General features: G+C 28.7%; 21 protein-coding genes, 1 pseudogene and 1 other annotated feature. Of the genes and pseudogenes, 8 read left to right on the top strand and 14 right to left on the bottom strand.

Annotated elements, in window-relative coordinates; genetic code table 11:
• Positions 1–6: 6 nt before the first annotated feature.
• The 5 genes from pheS to ytxC form a co-directional block, all read right to left on the bottom strand.
• Positions 7–1,026 carry a phenylalanine--tRNA ligase subunit alpha gene (gene pheS, locus H8S20_RS00960; protein WP_032118980.1) on the bottom strand — a complete coding sequence of 340 codons (1,020 nt, stop codon included), beginning with the start codon at positions 1,024–1,026 and terminating at the stop codon, positions 7–9.
• A 69-nt stretch (positions 1,027–1,095) separates the two neighbouring features.
• Positions 1,096–1,317, bottom strand: a binding site (T-box leader).
• 61 nt (positions 1,318–1,378) lie between these two features.
• A complete protein-coding gene (locus H8S20_RS00955; RefSeq protein ID WP_032118981.1) occupies positions 1,379–2,161 on the bottom strand; it encodes a TrmH family RNA methyltransferase in 783 nt (260 codons plus the stop codon).
• Between the two features lie 11 nt (positions 2,162–2,172).
• Complete coding sequence (locus H8S20_RS00950; protein ID WP_032118982.1) at positions 2,173–2,844, bottom strand: potassium channel family protein; 672 nt, start codon at positions 2,842–2,844, stop codon at positions 2,173–2,175.
• 10 nt (positions 2,845–2,854) lie between these two features.
• The gene (locus H8S20_RS00945; RefSeq protein ID WP_032118983.1) at positions 2,855–4,201 is read right to left on the bottom strand and encodes a TrkH family potassium uptake protein; all 1,347 of its coding nucleotides are present in this window, start codon (positions 4,199–4,201) and stop codon (positions 2,855–2,857) included.
• Between the two features lie 249 nt (positions 4,202–4,450).
• Entirely contained in the window at positions 4,451–5,341 is an 891-nt protein-coding gene (ytxC, locus tag H8S20_RS00940; RefSeq protein ID WP_186859055.1) for a putative sporulation protein YtxC, read from the bottom strand.
• A gap of 133 nt (positions 5,342–5,474) precedes the next feature.
• On the opposite strand from ytxC, the gene H8S20_RS00935 reads away from it, so the two are divergent.
• Positions 5,475–6,176 carry a DUF6873 family GME fold protein gene (locus H8S20_RS00935; protein WP_186859054.1) on the top strand — a complete coding sequence of 234 codons (702 nt, stop codon included), beginning with the start codon at positions 5,475–5,477 and terminating at the stop codon, positions 6,174–6,176.
• 99 nt (positions 6,177–6,275) lie between these two features.
• On the opposite strand, the gene hslO is transcribed toward H8S20_RS00935, so the two are convergent.
• From hslO to H8S20_RS00920, 3 genes are all read right to left on the bottom strand, one after another.
• Positions 6,276–7,151 carry an Hsp33 family molecular chaperone HslO gene (gene hslO / locus H8S20_RS00930; protein WP_186859053.1) on the bottom strand — a complete coding sequence of 292 codons (876 nt, stop codon included), beginning with the start codon at positions 7,149–7,151 and terminating at the stop codon, positions 6,276–6,278.
• A gap of 16 nt (positions 7,152–7,167) precedes the next feature.
• On the bottom strand, positions 7,168–7,908 hold the full coding sequence (locus tag H8S20_RS00925; protein ID WP_032118987.1) for a class I SAM-dependent DNA methyltransferase: 741 nt from the start codon (positions 7,906–7,908) through the stop codon (positions 7,168–7,170).
• A gap of 182 nt (positions 7,909–8,090) precedes the next feature.
• Positions 8,091–8,342 (bottom strand): alpha/beta-type small acid-soluble spore protein, encoded by a 252-nt coding sequence (locus H8S20_RS00920; protein WP_032118988.1) that lies wholly within the window; start codon positions 8,340–8,342, stop codon positions 8,091–8,093.
• A 196-nt stretch (positions 8,343–8,538) separates the two neighbouring features.
• Here H8S20_RS00920 and H8S20_RS00915 point away from each other — a divergent pair, with 196 nt between their 5' ends.
• From H8S20_RS00915 to H8S20_RS00900, 4 genes are all read left to right on the top strand, one after another.
• Entirely contained in the window at positions 8,539–9,522 is a 984-nt protein-coding gene (locus H8S20_RS00915; protein ID WP_186859052.1) for an aspartate-semialdehyde dehydrogenase, read from the top strand.
• A 19-nt stretch (positions 9,523–9,541) separates the two neighbouring features.
• Entirely contained in the window at positions 9,542–10,420 is an 879-nt protein-coding gene (dapA, locus tag H8S20_RS00910) for a 4-hydroxy-tetrahydrodipicolinate synthase (protein WP_186859051.1), read from the top strand.
• Between the two features lie 11 nt (positions 10,421–10,431).
• Complete coding sequence (dapB, locus tag H8S20_RS00905; protein WP_032118991.1) at positions 10,432–11,184, top strand: 4-hydroxy-tetrahydrodipicolinate reductase; 753 nt, start codon at positions 10,432–10,434, stop codon at positions 11,182–11,184.
• 90 nt (positions 11,185–11,274) lie between these two features.
• Positions 11,275–11,439, top strand: a complete 165-nt coding sequence (locus H8S20_RS00900) for a hypothetical protein (protein ID WP_186859050.1) — start codon at positions 11,275–11,277, stop codon at positions 11,437–11,439.
• Between the two features lie 26 nt (positions 11,440–11,465).
• Here the strand turns inward: H8S20_RS00900 and H8S20_RS00895 are convergent, their stop codons facing one another.
• On the bottom strand, positions 11,466–12,002 hold the full coding sequence (locus tag H8S20_RS00895) for a cob(I)yrinic acid a,c-diamide adenosyltransferase (protein WP_032118992.1): 537 nt from the start codon (positions 12,000–12,002) through the stop codon (positions 11,466–11,468).
• A 144-nt stretch (positions 12,003–12,146) separates the two neighbouring features.
• On the opposite strand from H8S20_RS00895, the gene dapD reads away from it, so the two are divergent.
• Positions 12,147–12,854: a 2,3,4,5-tetrahydropyridine-2,6-dicarboxylate N-acetyltransferase gene (dapD, locus tag H8S20_RS00890; RefSeq protein WP_032118993.1), complete on the top strand. Its 708-nt coding sequence runs from the start codon at positions 12,147–12,149 to the stop codon at positions 12,852–12,854.
• 60 nt (positions 12,855–12,914) lie between these two features.
• Here the strand turns inward: dapD and H8S20_RS00885 are convergent.
• Both H8S20_RS00885 and H8S20_RS00880 read right to left on the bottom strand, forming a co-directional pair.
• A pseudogene (locus tag H8S20_RS00885) lies at positions 12,915–13,589 on the bottom strand (single-stranded DNA-binding protein).
• A gap of 113 nt (positions 13,590–13,702) precedes the next feature.
• On the bottom strand, positions 13,703–14,455 hold the full coding sequence (locus H8S20_RS00880) for a polysaccharide deacetylase family protein (protein WP_032118995.1): 753 nt from the start codon (positions 14,453–14,455) through the stop codon (positions 13,703–13,705).
• A gap of 121 nt (positions 14,456–14,576) precedes the next feature.
• Here H8S20_RS00880 and H8S20_RS00875 point away from each other — a divergent pair, with 121 nt between their 5' ends.
• Positions 14,577–15,110 carry a DUF4364 family protein gene (locus H8S20_RS00875; RefSeq protein WP_032118996.1) on the top strand — a complete coding sequence of 178 codons (534 nt, stop codon included), beginning with the start codon at positions 14,577–14,579 and terminating at the stop codon, positions 15,108–15,110.
• On the opposite strand, the gene H8S20_RS00870 is transcribed toward H8S20_RS00875, so the two are convergent.
• A complete protein-coding gene (locus tag H8S20_RS00870; RefSeq protein WP_032118997.1) occupies positions 15,107–15,982 on the bottom strand; it encodes a YncE family protein in 876 nt (291 codons plus the stop codon). The genes H8S20_RS00875 and H8S20_RS00870 overlap by 4 nt on opposite strands.
• Before the next feature lie 169 nt (positions 15,983–16,151).
• Between H8S20_RS00870 and H8S20_RS00865 the strand changes: the two genes are divergently transcribed.
• A complete protein-coding gene (locus H8S20_RS00865) occupies positions 16,152–16,397 on the top strand; it encodes a TIGR03905 family TSCPD domain-containing protein (protein ID WP_032118998.1) in 246 nt (81 codons plus the stop codon).
• 47 nt (positions 16,398–16,444) lie between these two features.
• Here the strand turns inward: H8S20_RS00865 and H8S20_RS00860 are convergent, their stop codons facing one another.
• Both H8S20_RS00860 and deoD read right to left on the bottom strand, forming a co-directional pair.
• A complete protein-coding gene (locus H8S20_RS00860) occupies positions 16,445–17,062 on the bottom strand; it encodes a peptidoglycan recognition protein family protein (RefSeq protein WP_186859049.1) in 618 nt (205 codons plus the stop codon).
• A 110-nt stretch (positions 17,063–17,172) separates the two neighbouring features.
• A complete protein-coding gene (gene deoD / locus H8S20_RS00855; RefSeq protein WP_186859048.1) occupies positions 17,173–17,880 on the bottom strand; it encodes a purine-nucleoside phosphorylase in 708 nt (235 codons plus the stop codon).
• Positions 17,881–17,940 lie beyond the last annotated feature (60 nt).

Below are 17,940 nucleotides of genomic sequence, written 5' to 3'. Positions count from 1 at the left end.
TCCTAATTAAAATTGATTTAAAAATCTCATATCACTTTCGTATAATAATCTGATATCATCTATTCCGTACTTAAGCATAACCATTCTGTCTACACCAAATCCGAAAGCAAATCCACTATAAACTTCTGGGTCTACTCCACAATTTCTTAAAACTTCAGGGTGAACCATTCCGCATCCTAAAATTTCAATCCATCCGCTTCCTTTACATACTCTACAACCTTCTCCACCGCATACAAAGCAAGTAGCATCCATTTCTGCTGATGGCTCTGTAAATGGGAAGTGGTGTGGTCTAAATTTAGTTACAACCTTATCCCCGAACATCTTTTTAGCAAATAATTCTAATGTTCCTTTTAAGTCTGCAAAAGTAACACCCTTATCAATTACTAGACCTTCCATTTGATAGAATATAGGTGAGTGAGTAGCATCTACAGCGTCTGATCTATAAACCTTACCTGGTGATATCATTTTTATAGGAGGTTGTTGTTTCTCCATAGTTCTAACTTGAACTGGAGAAGTTTGAGTTCTTAATACTATGTTATCATTTATATAGAAAGTATCTTGCTCACTTCTTGCCGGATGGTCCTTTGGTATATTTAGAGCTTCAAAGTTATAGTGATCTAATTCAACTTCTGGTCCTTCTTCTATAGTAAATCCCATTGAAATAAATATTTCTTTCATGCTTTCTAATGTTAAATCTAAAGGATGTCTTTTTCCTATAACATTTCTTTTACCTGGTAATGATATATCTATAACTTCGCTAGCAAGTTTAGCATTCTTTTCTTTTTCTTTAATCTTTTTGCTAACCTCTTCTAATTTCTCTTCTACCTCATTTTTAGCCTCATTAACTAATTTCCCAACTACAGGTCTTTCTTCTTTTGATAAAGCTCCCATACTTCTAAGGATAGTAGTTAGCTCCCCTTTTTTCCCAAGGTATTTAACTCTTATTTCTTCTAATGCTCCACTATTTTCTGCAGCAGATATTTCATTAAAAGCAGCTTCTTTAATTGCTAATAATTTTTCTTGCATTTGTATTCTCCCTTCTAACGAATTAAATTATGGTATTTTTTCCAATAAAAAAAAGGATATTCAGCCCCACAAAGGGACGGAATATCCGCGTTACCACCCTAATTGATATTTATTATAAAACAAATATCCAACTTAATTTTAATAACGGTAAAAACCGCTAGCTACTACTTCGTTTCACAGCTAGTACTCCTGAGCGAACTTCAATATAAATTCTAATAAAAAGGCTTACAGTCTATGACCTCTTCTCCCTGAAAAAGTTTTTATACCTACTCTCTCAATCACAGTATTTTTATATTAAATTACAACTGATTATACATCTAAAAGACAATATTTTCAATAGTTTTATGTAAAATTATTTATTTGATATATTTTGTCTAACTCTTTCAAATAAAATTATAGATGTTGCTATAGCTACATTTAGAGATTCAGCTCCACCAGGCATTGGTATTTTAACTTTAATATCTGCCATATCAAAAATTTCATCGCTTATACCATTTCCTTCATTTCCTACTGAAAGAATTATTTTACCACTTAAATCCTCTCTAAAGAAATCTTTAGATTCTTGCAATGAAGTAGCAACTAAACTAAAGTCATCATTTTTTAGTTCTTTTAAAAACGACAAATCATTATCATGTATTATCGGAACATAAAATATAGAACCCATTGTAGATCTTATAACCTTATCATTATATATATCAACAGTACCTTTTGTTAGTATAATTCCAGTTACTCCTGCTGCATGTGCAGTTCTGATTATGGTACCTAAATTACCTGGATCTTGAACTTTATCACATAGAAGATAGAAATCTCCATTTAAGTTTTCTCTTTTATCTTCTATCTCTAGTATTGCAATTATTCCTTGTGGATTCTCGGTAGAAGTAAGTTGTGAAAAAAGGCTATCTTCCATTAAATATATCTTTATATTATCGATATACCCCTCTAAATATTGACTTATTTTTTTCTCTCCATCAGCATTTACAACTATAGAATCAATTTTACATCCTGCCTTAAATGCTTCTTGTATTAATCTAAAGCCTTCTATTATATATTTTTGTTCTTTATTTCTACCTTTTCTATCTTTAAGCTTTTTCGCTAGCTTAAAAAATGTATTCTCTTTACTTTCTATTGATATCAATTTCTACACCTCTATTTTTGCTTAGACATAATCTCTTCTATCTTAGCTAAATCTTCTGCTGAACCAATAGCTACTATTATATCTTCTGTAGAAATAACTTCTTCAGCGCTAGGAGAGATATTAATATCATCATTTTTCTTTATTGCCATTACATTAATTCCATATTTACTTCTAAGCTTAAGCTCAGTAAGTGTCTTACCATTCCATTCTGCTAATGCTTTCATTTCCATTATGCTATAATCTGGTGATAATTCAATGTAATCTAAAATACTTGCAGATACAAGATTATGAGCAACTCTAACTCCCATATCCTTTTCAGGTAAAACTACTCTATCAGCACCTATCTTATATAATACCTTAGCATGTAAATCACTTTGTCCTTTTGCTATTATGTATTTAACTCCTAATTCTTTAACTAATAATGTTACCATAACACTAGCTTGTATATTCGATCCTATTGTAACTACTGCAACATCAAAATTTCTTAACCCTAAAGTTCTAAGTGCTGACTCATCTGTTGCATCCATCTGAACCGCATGAGTTACAGAATCTGAAATTTCTTGAACCATATCCTCATCCATATCTACAGCTAATACATCATGACCTAACCCATAAAGAGTCTTTGCTACAGACTCCCCAAATCTTCCTAAACCTATAACTACAAATTGTTTACTCTTCGCCATAATTACTCTCCTAACCTATTAGTATTTTTCCTTCTGGATATCTTACACCATTATTATTTTTATTTCTCATTAATGATAATACAACAGTTAATGGTCCAACTCTGCCTAAATACATCATTATCATTATTAACACTTTACCAACTTCAGTAAGTTGTTGAGTTAACCCTAAAGTTATACCTACTGTTCCAAAGGCAGAAGTAGTTTCATATAATACCGAAAGGAATGATGCCCCTTTTTCTGTATATGATAATAACATAGTTGATCCTATTATTAAAACTCCTCCTATAAAGAATAAAGTAAATGCTTTATATACTAATTCTTTAGGAAATCTCTTTTTAAATGCTTCTGCATCATCACGTCCCCTTATAACACATATAACAGTTACTATTAACACACCCATAGTTGTTGTTTTAATCCCACCAGCAGTTGATCCTGGCGAACCACCTATGAACATAAGTATAATCGTTAAAAAATTTCCTGCATTAGTCATTCCTGCTGTAGATATTGAATTAAATCCCGCAGTCCTTGGAGTTACTGCTGCAAAAAATGAATTTACTACCTTATCTCCAATATTCATATTAGCCATGGTGTTTGGATTATTATGTTCAAAAATAAACATAAGTATTGTTCCACATACAAGTAAAACAGTTGTAACTAAAATAACTATTTTTGAATGTAATGAAAGTCTTTTAATGCTTTTAAAATTGTAAATTTCTATCCATACTGTAAAGCCTATACCCCCAATTATAATCAAGGCACTAACTACAAGTAAAACTACCCAATTTGAACTATATCCTGTTAAACTTGAAAAATTTCCAAATAAATCAAAACCCGCATTGCAAAAAGCAGATATAGAGTGAAATACACTATAGAATAATCCTTTTGCTACTCCAAACTGTGGTATAAATTGTGTCGAAAATAAAAGTGCTCCAGAAAGTTGAACTGTTACCGTAAACACTATTACATATTTCACCATCTTAACAAGGCCTTGAATATTAAAAGTATTCATAGCATCTTGTAATATCAGCCTATCTCTTAATGTTATTTTTTTCCCTAATACGATTGCTATTAATGTTGTGAAAGACATGAATCCAAGTCCACCAATTTCTATTAATAACATAATAATTGTTTGACCAAACATACTCCAATGAGTTCCAGTATCTAGTGTTATTAACCCTGTAACGCATACAGCAGATGTAGCTGTAAATAGCGCATCTAAAAAATTAGTCGTTTCTCCACTTGCAGATGATATAGGTAAAGTTAATATTATTCCTCCAATCAATATCACTGCTAAAAAACCTAATGCTAAAATTTGAACTCCTTTAAGCTTAGTATTTTTTCTTAAATTAAATTGCATAATCTCACCTCGTAGGTTTCATTTTAACTACTTTTATTATTTTGCTCTATATATATTATTTTATTTGTTGGGTGTTAATATTTGTCCTCCATGTATTTTACCATCTTTACATTTATTTTCATAGTCCATTAAATAATTTTATTTATATATAATAATAAAGGCGACTTAAAAGTCGCCTAAATAAAATCTATATTTAACAATTCCAAAATCTTAATCTTAGAAACTATATTTTTCTTAGTAATAAAATAATTATATTTTAGTTTTAACTATTTTGCACTCACTACATCCCTTACAACAATATGCTCTTTCTCCAAAAACATTTATTATTGTATTTATAAACTCCTTATTATTACATTTTTCTTTTCCATGAATTATTACACTTTTTGGTGCATTAGTAATTAATCCGCTTATTATAACATCCTCTATATTAGCTTCGGTATCCACCTTACACTCTGAAAGTTCCTTAATAAATTCTTCAAATATATCATTGCCATATTTATCTTTAATGATATATCCACCACCATCTTGTATAAAAATATTAATTTCATCAATTCTGCTTTCTTGAATATCAACGAAGTATTTTAATAACTTCACAAATTCTTTATATTCCTTTTCTACCATGTACTCTTCTACAACTTTTTCAATTATATCTTCTATCCCCTGTCTTAATTCTTTCATTCTAAAAGTTACAAAGCCTTGGATGTTTATCTCTTCATTTTCCTCTAAACATTCCTTTATTTTCTCTATTATTGAGTTTACTTTATTTAAACAATATATCATTCTATCATCATTTACTGTAGCTTCACCTTTTAGAACACTCATAATTATATCTTCTACTTCTAAAATTTCATCTTGCTTTAAAAAGAAATAATTTTCCATCAAAAACTCGAACATTTCTTTTTTTCTATATTGTTCTAATACAATATTGTATAGAATATTACTGATATATAGATAAAGTGTATTTTTAACTCTCTCATCATAACACTTTTCATCGCATATAACTTTTACTGAATGAGTGTCACCTTCAAAACTTTCCACGAGACCTATCGTAATATTCTTTTTCTTTAATATGTCTCTCAACTCTTGCAGCTCTTTTACGAAATCAAGGTCATCATTACGTCGTAAATTCAATACTATCATAGATTTCACTCCCTTCTTAATAATAGTATGTATTAAAATAACATCTCTATACCATCAATATTAAGTAAACAACCCTTGATTTTTTCTTATTTTTCAGATAACTTTATATTAAAATTATTAAAGGTGGGCTTATATGGTTGCATTTATCGATTATCGAACTACAGCAGAAGAAAAAAAATCACTTTCAAAATTTAATATTGATTTTATAGAAATACCAAAAAATTCAACATTATATGATGCAATTGATGGTCACGTAGATATACAGATGAATATAATTGATAAAAAAGAAAAAAAAATAATTGTACATAAAGATATTGATTCTTCTTTCCTTAAGAAACTTGAACAATATAATATTAAGTATCTAAAAAGTTTAAGCTCTCTTACTGAAAAATATCCTGGGAATATAATATTAAATGCTGCAATATTAGAAAATGATATTATTCATAATTTTAAATACACTGATAAAAACCTTATATCTTCTATGAAGGATAAAAATTTTATCAATGTTAAACAAGGATATTCTAAATGTTCAATACTCCCTATTAGAGAAAAAGTAATTATAACAAATGATAAAGGAATACATGATATCTTAAAAAAAGAAGATTATGATATTTTATGGCTTCCTCCTGGTGACATATTATTACCTAGTTTAAATTATGGCTTTATTGGTGGCGTTGGTGGAAAAATATCTGATGACTCTTTAGCTTTTTTTGGTAACTTAGACTACTATAAATACGGCAAAGAAATTAAACTCTTTTTAAGCAAATATGATATTAAACCAATCTACTTGAGCCAAGGTAAATTAATTGATAGAGGTAGTTTAATGTGTTTATAAATTTATTCCCTATATACTACGTATAAATGCTTTAAAAGTTGAATATATTTTATTTACAAAAAAACACCACTAAATCCTATCGATCTAGTGGTGTTTGTATTATTTTTGTAAAATCTTCTCTATATCTTCTTTTGTAAAAATGTAACTAGCATTGCAGAAATGACATTTTAACTCTTCATCTTTTCCTTCTGCAGCTATTTCTTTAAGATCTTTTTCCCCAATAGATATTAAAGCTTTTTCTACCTTTTCTCTTGAGCAATTACACTTAAACTCTGGCTCTACCTCTTCTAATATCTTAAGATCCATACCATCAAATATGTATTCTATTATTTCTTTAATTGTTTTTCCTTCATCAAGTAAAGTTGTTATTGATGGTATTTCTTCCAATCTATAAGTTATTAAATCAGCTAATAGTTCATCTGCCCCTGGCATCATCTGTACTATAAATCCCCCAGCAGATTTTATAGAATAATCAGTATTAACTAAAACTCCTAAAGCTACAGCTGAAGGTGTTTGCTCTGATACAGTGAAATAATATGCTAAGTCTTCTGCTATTTCTCCTGAGAATATTGGAACTTGCCCAACGTATGGATCCTTTAATCCTAAATCTTTAATTATTATTAAATTACCATTTTTACCTACATATCCGCCAACATCTAATTTATTTTTAGAATTTAACGGTAAATCGCCATATGGATTGCCTATATACCCTTTAACTATACCATCTTTATATGCAGTTACAACAACTCCTTCTGCATCTCCTCCACCGTTAATTTTTAATGTTGTTACATCCTTCTCTGATTTTAGTGTACTTCCTAATAAAGCTCCTGCAGTTAATAATCTACCTAAAGTAGCTGCTGCTACTGGTGTACATCCATGTATATCACGTGCTTTTTCAACTAAATTAGTAGTTGATCCTGCAATAATTCTAACCATTCCATCTTTAGCTGTTGCTGTTATAATTGTATCTTTCATTTAATCTTCCTCCAAATTATCTGCTTTTCTTTACAACATACACTAATCTTTCACTATCTTCTTGTACATCATTATTAGTGTATCCATCAAATTTATTTATCACTTCTAAGTTTGAAAGTTTTAAATACTTCTCAATTTCTTCTGCTTTATACGCTCTTTCTAAATGTTCCTCTTCAAACCTTTCATATAACTCTCCTTTTTTAACAAAGAAAGTTAAAAACATTGAAAGCAAATCATCTTCAAAGGTGTTTTCCCACGTATAAAAAACTTCTTCTTCGCTATATGTATATATATTATTTCCTAATATTTCTGATAGTTTATAGTATGAATTTATATCAAAAATAAAAATCCCATCATCATTTAAATGCTCATATATAGACTTGAAGTAAGATAAAATTCCATCTTCCTCTATTATGTAATTGGTAGAATCAAGTACAGAAGTTATTAAATCAAACTTCTTATTTAAACTTAACTCAGTCATATCTTGGCATATTACTTTTCCTTTTAACTTATTAGCTTTTAACTTTTCAAAAGCTTCACGTAGCATGTCTTCTGATAGGTCTACAGCAAATATATCCTTAAATTTTGTAGCTAAACGTATAGTAACATTTCCAGTACCACAAGCCACATCCAAATAGTTATTAAATTTAACATTTTCTTCTTCGCAAATACTAATAATTCTATTAACCATTTCATCATAATCTATATCTTCATTTATAAGTTCATCGTAGATTTTGGCAAATTCACCATATGCCATAAAATCCCCCCTCACTTGTAGTAATTTTCCCATAAGGTCAAATTTAGAAAAATATAACTTAAGTAAATAAAGCTATATTTTTCTACAAACTATAATATATGTAAAAGTACTTTTAGTCAACGATAACTAACTATTCCTCATATATAGATAGTCTTTATTTATAAAATTACTAAATTAACAAACTATTTTCTACCTAATATCTCATCATTAGTAGGTATTTTTAGCTCCTTCTTTCTCTTAGTCATAATTCCACCAATACGACCTGTCTCTTCTGCTGTTAACCCTGCCCATCCATATTCATCAACCTTGTCCTTTAAGCCTAATTCATCCGCTATTTCATACTTTATTTTTTCTCTTAAAAGCTCTTCCGGGGTTAATTCTTTATTACTTTTTAATTTGGATTTTATAATTTTTTTTAATGGTGTTTTACTCATATTACTTCCCCCTAAATAAATTTGTCATATGTATTTTATCCAACAAGTATATATTTATACCCCCTATCTTTTTATAACTTATTTAAGGCTTTATCATATATTGTTATTATGACAAAGAATTTAAATTATTAGATTTAATGCTCCTATATAGGGAATTTTTAATTTAAATCTTTTTATTTTTATAGGAGGATAGTTTATGTACAACATTGCAATAGTCGGAGCTACCGGCAATGTAGGAAGAAAATTTTTAAATATTTTAGAGGAAAGAAATTTTCCTATTAAAGAACTTTATCTTTTTGCCTCTAAAAAATCTAATGGAAGTTATCTTAAATTTAAAAACAAAAGCTACTTAGTTGAAGAAACTATTGAAGATAATATAAAAAACAAAAAAATTGATTATGCTCTTTTCTCAGCTGGTGGTGAAACCAGTTTGAAATATGCGCCTATTTTTACTAAATACGGCGCTATAGTTATAGATAACTCTAACGCTTGGAGGATGGATAAAGATGTTCCATTAATAGTTCCTGAAGTAAATCCTGAAGATTTAAAAAGTCATAATGGCATTATTGCCAATCCTAATTGTTCAACAATACAGGCAATGATACCGCTTAAAATCTTAAAAGATAATTACGGTTTAAAAAGAATTATATACTCAACTTATCAGGCAGTATCTGGGGCAGGAATTGGAGGAATTAACGACTTAAAAAACGGAATTTCTGGAATATCTCCAACAAAATTCCCTTACCCTATATTTAATAACTGTATTCCTCAAATTGATATTTTTTTAGATAACGGTTATACAAAAGAAGAAATCAAAATGGTAAATGAAACAAAAAAAATTCTTCATGATGACAACTTAAAAATCACTGCCACTACCGTTAGAGTACCAGTCCTAAACTGTCATGGAGAAAGTATAAATATAGAATTATTAAATGATTATAACCTAAAGGATGTAATTAATTTATTTAATAATTCTAAAGGATTAATTCTTTATGACGAAAAAGAATCATTAAAATATCCAATGCCTATTTTAGCTGATGGAAAAGATGAGGTTTATATAGGTAGAGTACGAAGAGACTTTAGTGTTGATAACGGACTTAACATTTGGGTCGTAGCAGATAATCTAAGAAAAGGTGCTGCTTTAAATGCAATACAAATCCTTGAAACATTAACAAACTAAATTTATAGGAGGTTATATTATGTCAATCTTTAAAGGTTCCGGTGTTGCAATTATTACTCCATTTACAGATACTGGTGTTAATTACACAAAACTCGAGGAGTTACTAGAATGGCATGTATCAGAAGGTACTGATGCCATCATAATATGTGGTACAACAGGCGAAGCTACTACTATGTCAGAGGAAGAAAAGAAAAAAACCATAAAATTTACAGTTGATGTAATAAAAAATAGAATACCTGTCATTGCTGGTACAGGAAGTAACGATACAGTAAAATCTATTAGTATGAGTAAATATGCAGAAAGTGTTGGCGTAGATGGACTTCTTATCATTACACCTTATTATAACAAAACTAATAGCGAAGGTTTAATTAGACACTTTGAAGCTATAAATAACGCTGTAAACACCCCTATTATTGCATATAATGTTCCAAGTAGAACTGGTTTAAATATAACTCCCGAACAACTTTTAAAGCTATCTGCATTTAATAATATAATAGCCATAAAAGAAGCTAGCGGTAATATTAGTCAGATTGTTAAGATGAAAGCACTCTGCGGTGATAAAATTGATATTTACTCAGGTAACGATGATCAAATAATTCCTATAATGTCCCTAGGCGGTTTAGGAGTTATTTCCGTGGCAGCAAATATTATTCCTAATGCAGTCCACAATCTTACTTCTGAATTTTTGCATGGAAACTATGATAAAGCTTTAAAATTGCAACTAGATTATTTAGAACTTTGTAACACATTATTCATAGAAACAAATCCTATTCCTGTTAAAACAGCTCTTAATATTTTATCAAAAGATGTTGGAAATCTAAGACTTCCACTTTATAAAATGGATGATAAAAATAAAGAAATTTTAGTTAATACTTTAAAAAAATATAATTTAATTTAAGGAGTACTGTTATGATTCAAATTCTTCTTAATGGTTGCTGTGGAAAAATGGGGAAAGTTATTGCAGAAGCAATAAGTCAATTTCCAGATTTAAATATCGTTGCTGGTGTTGATAAATATCCATGCGATAATCAGTTTCCTGTATTCACTTCATTGTCAAATATAAACATTTCATATGATGTTTTACTAGATTTTTCCAGACCAACTGCTTTAGAAAGTCTACTATCTTTAAGTGAAAAAACTAAAAAACCATTAATCTTGTGCACTACTGGATATGCCCCAAACGATTTAGATTTAATCAATACAAAATCCTCAATTATTCCAATATTCAAATCTGCCAATATGTCTTATGGCATTAATTTAATAAATGTACTTTTAAAAAAGATTTCTCCACTTTTATATGATAATTATGATATTGAAATAGTAGAGAAACACCATAATCAAAAAATAGATTCTCCTAGTGGAACAGCCTTATTGCTAGGCAATACTATATCTAACTCCATAGATTCTAAAACCAATTTTATATATGGCCGAGAAGGCAAAAAGAAACGTAAAAAAGATGAAATAGGCATTCATGCTATAAGAGGTGGATCAATAGTAGGTGATCATGAAATAATATTTGCTGGAACTGGCGAGATTATAGAACTTAGTCACAAAGCTATCTCAAGGGAGGTTTTTGCTATAGGTGCATTAAAAGCTTGTGAGTATATGAGTAAAATAAAAGATCCAGGATTATATAATATGGAAAATATGTTAGAAATATAAAAACTTATTATTATATTTTGATACTATATTAATAATATTTTTGGCTTATAGACATACTATATATGTAATGCAATTTATAGGAGGTTTAATATGTCAAAAGATAGTCAACCCGACAATAAATACGCTAGAATGGAAAAATGTAATTACCAAACTCCAATAACTGAAGAAGGTCACAATCACAATCCTAATAAAAAGCATAAATCTGTTAAGCAACAAGGTGTTTCTAGCGAACACTATAACCCAGCAGGAAATTAAAAAAGAAGAGTTTAAACTCTTCTTTTTTAAAATTCAATTCCTTTACGAGCTGGAATTCCCTTATTGAAATAATGTTTAATATCTTTCATCTCTGTTATTAAATCACTTTTATCTGCGATAGCCTTAGGTACATTTCTACCTGTTAAAACTAATTCCATATTTTCATTTTTACTTTCTATTAATTTCACTACGTCTTCTTCTTTAATATATCCACCATTAACTGATGCCATAACTTCATCTAGTATTAACATATCACACATATTTTCTTTTACAACCTTTTTTGCAAAATCGAAACCTTCTGCTATTTCTTTTTTTAACTCTTCCTTTTGCTCTTCAGTTAGGTTCCAAGTAAAATCTTTCTCTTTTTCAAATCTATATACTTTAAAGTTTTCACCTAGATTATTTAAAACATTTAACTCACCAGTAACTCCGCTTTTTAAAAATTGTATCATAATAACTTTTAAACCATTACCATACGCTCTTACTCCTAAACCAATTGAAGCTGTAGTCTTTCCTTTTCCATTCCCTGTATATACTTGAACTAATCCTTTTTCTAGTCTCATCTTAATCACTCCTCCTAAAAATTTTATTACAAACTTATACTTTAGTAAATAATTTTCATTTAATCATATTCTTATTATCTTTTTATTATAATTATAATAATTATGATTAATTCATTAAATCTAAATCTTGAAAGGAAGGATATTATGGATTATAACTTTAATGATCATGATGAGATTATCAAGTTTATAAAAAACATAAAAAAATCCACTCCAGTAAAAGCCTATATAAATGGTTCTCTAAATGATATTGACGATAAAAATATAGAGTGGTATGGCTCTAATAACTTTTATATATTATTCGGTGAATTTGAATACATATCAAAGTTTATAATTAATAATAAAGAAGTAATTAGATATTATCGCTTAGAAGCAGATAGGAAAAACTCAGCTATTCCACTTTTAGATATTATTCCTATAGATGCTAGAATTGAACCAGGTGCAATAATTAGAGCCGGTGTTAAAATCGGTAAAAATGCTATTATAATGATGGGAGCCATTATTAATATAGGAGCTGAAATAGGAGATTATACAATGATTGATATGAATGCAGTCATTGGTGCCAGAGGTAAAATTGGTAAAAGAGTTCATCTAGGAGCTGGCTCCGTAATTGCCGGTGTATTGGAACCTCCAAGCCAAGAACCCTGTATTATCGAAGATGACGTACTTATAGGCGCAAATGCAGTAATATTAGAAGGAATAAAAATAGGCCAAGGTGCTGTAGTTGCAGCAGGATCTATAGTCACAAAAAATGTCCCCCCTGGAGTTGTTGTAGCTGGTATTCCTGCAAAAATAATAAAGAATGTAGATACTCAAACAAAAAGCAAAACAAAATTTATAGACGATTTACGTTAATATTTATTGTACAATATAAAAATAAAAAGGAGCTTAATAGCTCCTTTTTATATAAATGAATTATATAGCGCCTTCTTCAGATGAAGAAGTTACATTATTTTCTATTTCTTCTGTTTCTTCTGTAACTCTTTCCATCTTTGATATAGATACTTCATATGCAATCTTTTTAATTACTTCAGTATCGTTTAATTTCTTTTGATATTCTCTACTTTGAAGTCTACCCCATACCCTTATATTATCTCCAACTTCAAGTGTTTGACAAAATCTTGAGTTTCTTCCCCAAGCTATAGTTGGAATATAATCAGATTTGTTATATGCTCTATTTACAGCTAATAAAACATCAGCAATCTCTCTTCCGAAAGGAGTCTTTCTATAAACAGGCTCTTTACATATATATCCATCTAAGAATATTTCATTTGGATTTTTACTTCTTTCTATACAAGGTTCTATGTTTCTTGCAAACACAGTTAGAATCAGTTTATTAGAGCCATCTACAAACTTATTATATGACCTTAATTGACCTAAAACTATTATTTCGTTTCCTACTGCTATATTCATATTACTTATAAGTCTTTCAGATATAGTAATATTTAATAAGTCTACAGAATCACTTAATCTAGGCACCTCCATATAAAAAGTATAGAATCCCTATCCATACATTTCATGACTGAACTCTAATTCACTTACTATTTTTCCTTCAAGATAAATCTTGTTATTTAACATCAAATTATCCATCGTTACCCCTCTCTCCCTTAGTAATTAGTTTGATTTTTTATTGCTTTTACCCCACAAGGATTTATTTCCATTATAATACAATATTATCTTCAATTTCAATATATTTCTAATATTTATTTTTTATGTTGTTCTCCATTTTCATCTATATAGTACTCATCACACTCTGTAAGTTGCCCAACAGTAACAAATTCGTATCCATCTTCTTTAAGTTTTGAAATTATTTTATCTAAATTACTTGGAGTATATTTTGCATTATTATGAAATAACATTATCGAACCTGAAGTTGCTTTTTTCATAATTCTTTCATACTCAACTTTTTCTCCGGATTGTTTCCAATCAACTGAATCACAATCCCATTGTATACATTTATATCCCTTATCCAAAACAAACTGTAATGCTTTATCGTTATAATCACCACTAGGAAATCTAAATAATGTAGGTTTAACCCCAATAGCCTCATATATAATATCATCTGTCTTTGTCAATTCTTCTAACATTCTTGATTCATCTATTTTTGAAAAGCTTGGATGAACATAACTATGATTCCCTATTTCATGTCCCATCTCATTAATTTTCATTAATTTTTCTTTGTTTCCCTCTGGATAATTAACCCATTTACCCATTACAAAAAATGTTGCTTTTACATTATATTTATTTAGTACATCTAATATGTCATAAATGTACTCATTTTCTGCCCAATTTACATCAAATGTTAAAGCTACTTCTTTCTTTTCTGTATTCACTCGAAAAATAGGTTTCTTATCAAGATTACCACTAACTAATATAGACTTTGATCCTAAAATCGATGTAATTATAGTTCCAAAAATCAATAAGATGGCTATTATAACCTTTCTTTTTCTAACCATATCAATCCTCCCTTATCCATAATAATTTATATTCTTTATTTATAATATTAATGCCTATATTATTCCACAATTCTAAATTTATGTTATAATAAAATAGATCCTTATATAATGGAGGTTTAGTATGTACGAAAATTCAGCAGAATTAGCAGAAAATAAATTATTAGTTTTATACGTTATAAAATCATTAAAGCATCCGATATCAAATACTCAGTTAACAGAAATAATTTTAGAAAATAACTTTATTAATTATTTTACTTTGCAACAATATATAACTGAGCTATTATCTTCTGAGTTTCTAAAATATATAGAAAAAAATGATAAAAAGCTTTTAACTATTACAACTAAAGGTGAAAAAGTTCTTTCATTTTTTACACAAAGAATTTCAGCAATTAAAAGAGATATAATTGACAATTATATCTCCTCAGTAATTGATAATATAAAAAAGGAATTAACTATTCATAGTGATTACACTATAGAGAATAGCGATTCCTTCATTGTTAATCTTAAAGCACTGGAAGATGAGATGCTATTAATTGATTTAAAGGTATCCGTTCCAACAAAATCTCAAGCTAAAGCATTATGCACAAAATGGAAGGATAATCCTTCAGATATTTACACTAGGATTATGCAAAGTTTATTTTCTGATGAAGATTAAAACAAAGTCATGGCATTGGGTTCAGACTCGATAGCTATGACTTTATTTATTTTATTATCCTCTACAATATATACCTTCCCCTTTAAATAATCTAAAACATACATTTTGTTCTCATGTACAACCATTCCTTTAGGCATTCCACCAACATACATGCTTTCCATAACCATCATATTACTTTTATTTATTACGCTTATTGTTCCATCCGTAAAATTTGAAACATATATGTTTTTTTCTTCTTCTATAACTTCCATAGGTGAGCTACCTACTTCAATTCTTTTTATACTTTTTAATGTTTTGGTAGAAATTACATCTAAAAACCCACTCTTATCATGCCCTAAGTAACTTTCACATACGTATATAAATTCTTTATTTTTTGATAGTAATACTTTTGTTGGATACTCACTAGCTTCTATTTTAGTTAGTACATTATTATTCTCCATATTAATTACTGTAATATCGTTACTTTCGAAATTTGTAATAAAAGCTATTCCTTTTTCAATATCACAATCTATGCTATGGGGCCAACTTCCTGTGGCAATTTCATATGAAGTTTTATCTTCTAAAATATCATATACCACTACAGAATTTGATTCACCGCAGATAGTATAAACTTTCTTTTTATATATTATTAAATCATTTGGAGAAGGTCCAATTTTTGCATTTTTTTTCTCTTTAAAAGTATTTTTATCAAAAAATGATATTGAATCGCTATAACTATTTGTAGTTATAAATCCATCATCATAAGTTTTAATTCCATGAGGACCTATAGGTTTCTCACCTAAATTAAATGTTATCTTCTCTAAAGCTAAATTATCTAAAGTAATCCTTGAAAGGGAGTCTGCTCCTGTATTGCATATTATTATAGAGTTCACCCTTATTTCACCTCCTTTAGGTTGAAACCTCTTGTACTTTCAATATATGCATCTTTATAAAACTTGGCACATTTTTCTCAATATTACATAATTTTATTTTCAATCTTTCTTTTTATTGTATAAAGCCTTATAATATTAATGTTATTATTTAATATGGGGAGGTATTTAAATGTATATTTACAAAACTTCTGGTGTTTGTTCAACAGAAATACATATCGATGTAAAAGATGATAAAATAGAAGATGTTAATTTCGTAAGAGGTTGTGCAGGAAATTTACTTGGAATTTCTTCACTAGTTAAAGGTATGAAAGTTACTGATGCAATTGATAAATTGCAAGGGATTCAATGTGGTTCAAAAGGAACTTCTTGTCCTGACCAATTAGCTAAAGCTTTATTATCAATGAAAAATTCTTAATATATAAAAAATGAGAAAGTTATTAATAACTTTCTCATTTTTTATAATTAATTGATTTTTTTAATCTCTTTTATAACATCATTTTTAATTTCTTCTAATGGAAAGTTCTTACCTGGGCATAGTGTCTTTCCTAATTCTTTATGTGGAAGTATATCTTTTATATTATATTTAAGACAAATATATAATGAAAGCTTCTTTAGCGATTCTATTTGCTCATCCGATAAATACTCCTCTTCAAAATTTCCTTCTACACAAATCCCTATTGATTCTTTATTATATCCCTTAACATGAGATCCTTCAGCATCATCTTCTCTTCCCTTATAAATAGTCCCATCCTTTCTAATATAATAATGATATCCAATTCCTTTCCATCCTTTATTTTTATGTAATTTATTTATATCCTCTGGTGAGATATTCTTTATTGCTGTATGATGATAAACTAATTTAGTAGGTTCGTTATCAACCTCTAATTCCTCAGACCATTCATATTTTAAATAATGTATATTTAAACTTTTTTGCATATTTTCAATTTCTTCTACTGTAATATTAGCATTATATATATCTTTGTAACTCCACCCAATAACTTTAAGTATTGTTGGCTTAAGAAAGTATATAGTTCCTAAAATTAGTACTAGAAAAAATATATATTTTATTTCCTTTTTCACAAAATCACCTCTTCATATTATATTTATTATAGATTTTATATGAAGAGAACTTTAAATATTATTGCTATATAAAAAGAGGAAAAGATCAAAAATCCTTTCCTCTAAAAACATTATTTTATTAATTCTAAAGCAATTTCCATCATATCTGTAAATGTATTTTGTCTCTCTTCAGGAGATGTTTCTTCTCCCTTTAAAATATGATCTGAAATAGTTAGAATAGCTAATGCTTCAACCCCATATTTAGCAGCTACAGTGTAAAGCTCTGCACTTTCCATCTCTACAGCTAAACAACCATATTCAGCCCATTTTGTTATTGGGAATCCTGCATCATCATAGAATAAGTCGCTAGATAAAATATTTCCTACCTTTACATTAATCCCTTTATCTTTGCATTTATTATAAGCATTATATAATAATTCAAAATTTGCACTTGGAGCATAGTCTAACCCTTGGAATCTTCTCTTGTTAATCCCTGAGTTAGTTGATGCACTTTGAGCAAGAACTATGTCTCTAACATTAACATTATCGTTTATAGAACCTGCTGAACCTATTCTTATTAATCTTTTTGCTCCATAGAATTGTATTAATTCATTTACATAAATCGAATGCGATGGTAACCCCATTCCTGTACCTTGAACTGATACTCTTTTACCTTTATATGTTCCTGTATAACCATACATTCCTCTAACTTCATTATAACAAACCACATCTTCTAAAAAGTTTTCAGCGATAAATTTTGCTCTTAAAGGATCCCCTGGTAGTAATACTGTTTCAGCTATAGAACCTTCTTTAGCCATAATATGTAAATGTTTTGACATATTAACTCCTCCTATCTATTTATCTATTATACATAGTATATTATATCTTATATTATTAGT

The organism is Clostridium hominis (assembly GCF_014287825.1).
GTDB classification, from domain to species: Bacteria; Bacillota; Clostridia; order Clostridiales; family Clostridiaceae; genus Clostridium; species Clostridium hominis.
Note: the sequence above shows the minus strand (reverse complement) of the source record. Positions and strands in the feature narration are given on the sequence as shown.

What these genes read in the sequence shown, in the direction of transcription:
- pheS (WP_032118980.1), bottom strand. Translation starts at nt 1,026, where the DNA reads ATGCAAGAAAAATTATTAGCAATTAAAGAAGCTGCTTTTAATGAAATA.
- H8S20_RS00950 (WP_032118982.1), bottom strand. Translation starts at nt 2,844, where the DNA reads ATGGCGAAGAGTAAACAATTTGTAGTTATAGGTTTAGGAAGATTTGGG.
- H8S20_RS00945 (WP_032118983.1), bottom strand. Translation starts at nt 4,201, where the DNA reads ATGCAATTTAATTTAAGAAAAAATACTAAGCTTAAAGGAGTTCAAATT.
- ytxC (WP_186859055.1), bottom strand. Translation starts at nt 5,341, where the DNA reads ATGATAGTATTGAATTTACGACGTAATGATGACCTTGATTTCGTAAAA.
- H8S20_RS00935 (WP_186859054.1), top strand. Translation starts at nt 5,475, where the DNA reads ATGGTTGCATTTATCGATTATCGAACTACAGCAGAAGAAAAAAAATCA.
- hslO (WP_186859053.1), bottom strand. Translation starts at nt 7,151, where the DNA reads ATGAAAGATACAATTATAACAGCAACAGCTAAAGATGGAATGGTTAGA.
- H8S20_RS00925 (WP_032118987.1), bottom strand. Translation starts at nt 7,908, where the DNA reads ATGGCATATGGTGAATTTGCCAAAATCTACGATGAACTTATAAATGAA.
- H8S20_RS00920 (WP_032118988.1), bottom strand. Translation starts at nt 8,342, where the DNA reads ATGAGTAAAACACCATTAAAAAAAATTATAAAATCCAAATTAAAAAGT.
- H8S20_RS00915 (WP_186859052.1), top strand. Translation starts at nt 8,539, where the DNA reads ATGTACAACATTGCAATAGTCGGAGCTACCGGCAATGTAGGAAGAAAA.
- dapA (WP_186859051.1), top strand. Translation starts at nt 9,542, where the DNA reads ATGTCAATCTTTAAAGGTTCCGGTGTTGCAATTATTACTCCATTTACA.
- dapB (WP_032118991.1), top strand. Translation starts at nt 10,432, where the DNA reads ATGATTCAAATTCTTCTTAATGGTTGCTGTGGAAAAATGGGGAAAGTT.
- H8S20_RS00900 (WP_186859050.1), top strand. Translation starts at nt 11,275, where the DNA reads ATGTCAAAAGATAGTCAACCCGACAATAAATACGCTAGAATGGAAAAA.
- H8S20_RS00895 (WP_032118992.1), bottom strand. Translation starts at nt 12,002, where the DNA reads ATGAGACTAGAAAAAGGATTAGTTCAAGTATATACAGGGAATGGAAAA.
- dapD (WP_032118993.1), top strand. Translation starts at nt 12,147, where the DNA reads ATGGATTATAACTTTAATGATCATGATGAGATTATCAAGTTTATAAAA.
- H8S20_RS00880 (WP_032118995.1), bottom strand. Translation starts at nt 14,455, where the DNA reads ATGGTTAGAAAAAGAAAGGTTATAATAGCCATCTTATTGATTTTTGGA.
- H8S20_RS00875 (WP_032118996.1), top strand. Translation starts at nt 14,577, where the DNA reads ATGTACGAAAATTCAGCAGAATTAGCAGAAAATAAATTATTAGTTTTA.
- H8S20_RS00865 (WP_032118998.1), top strand. Translation starts at nt 16,152, where the DNA reads ATGTATATTTACAAAACTTCTGGTGTTTGTTCAACAGAAATACATATC.
- deoD (WP_186859048.1), bottom strand. Translation starts at nt 17,880, where the DNA reads ATGTCAAAACATTTACATATTATGGCTAAAGAAGGTTCTATAGCTGAA.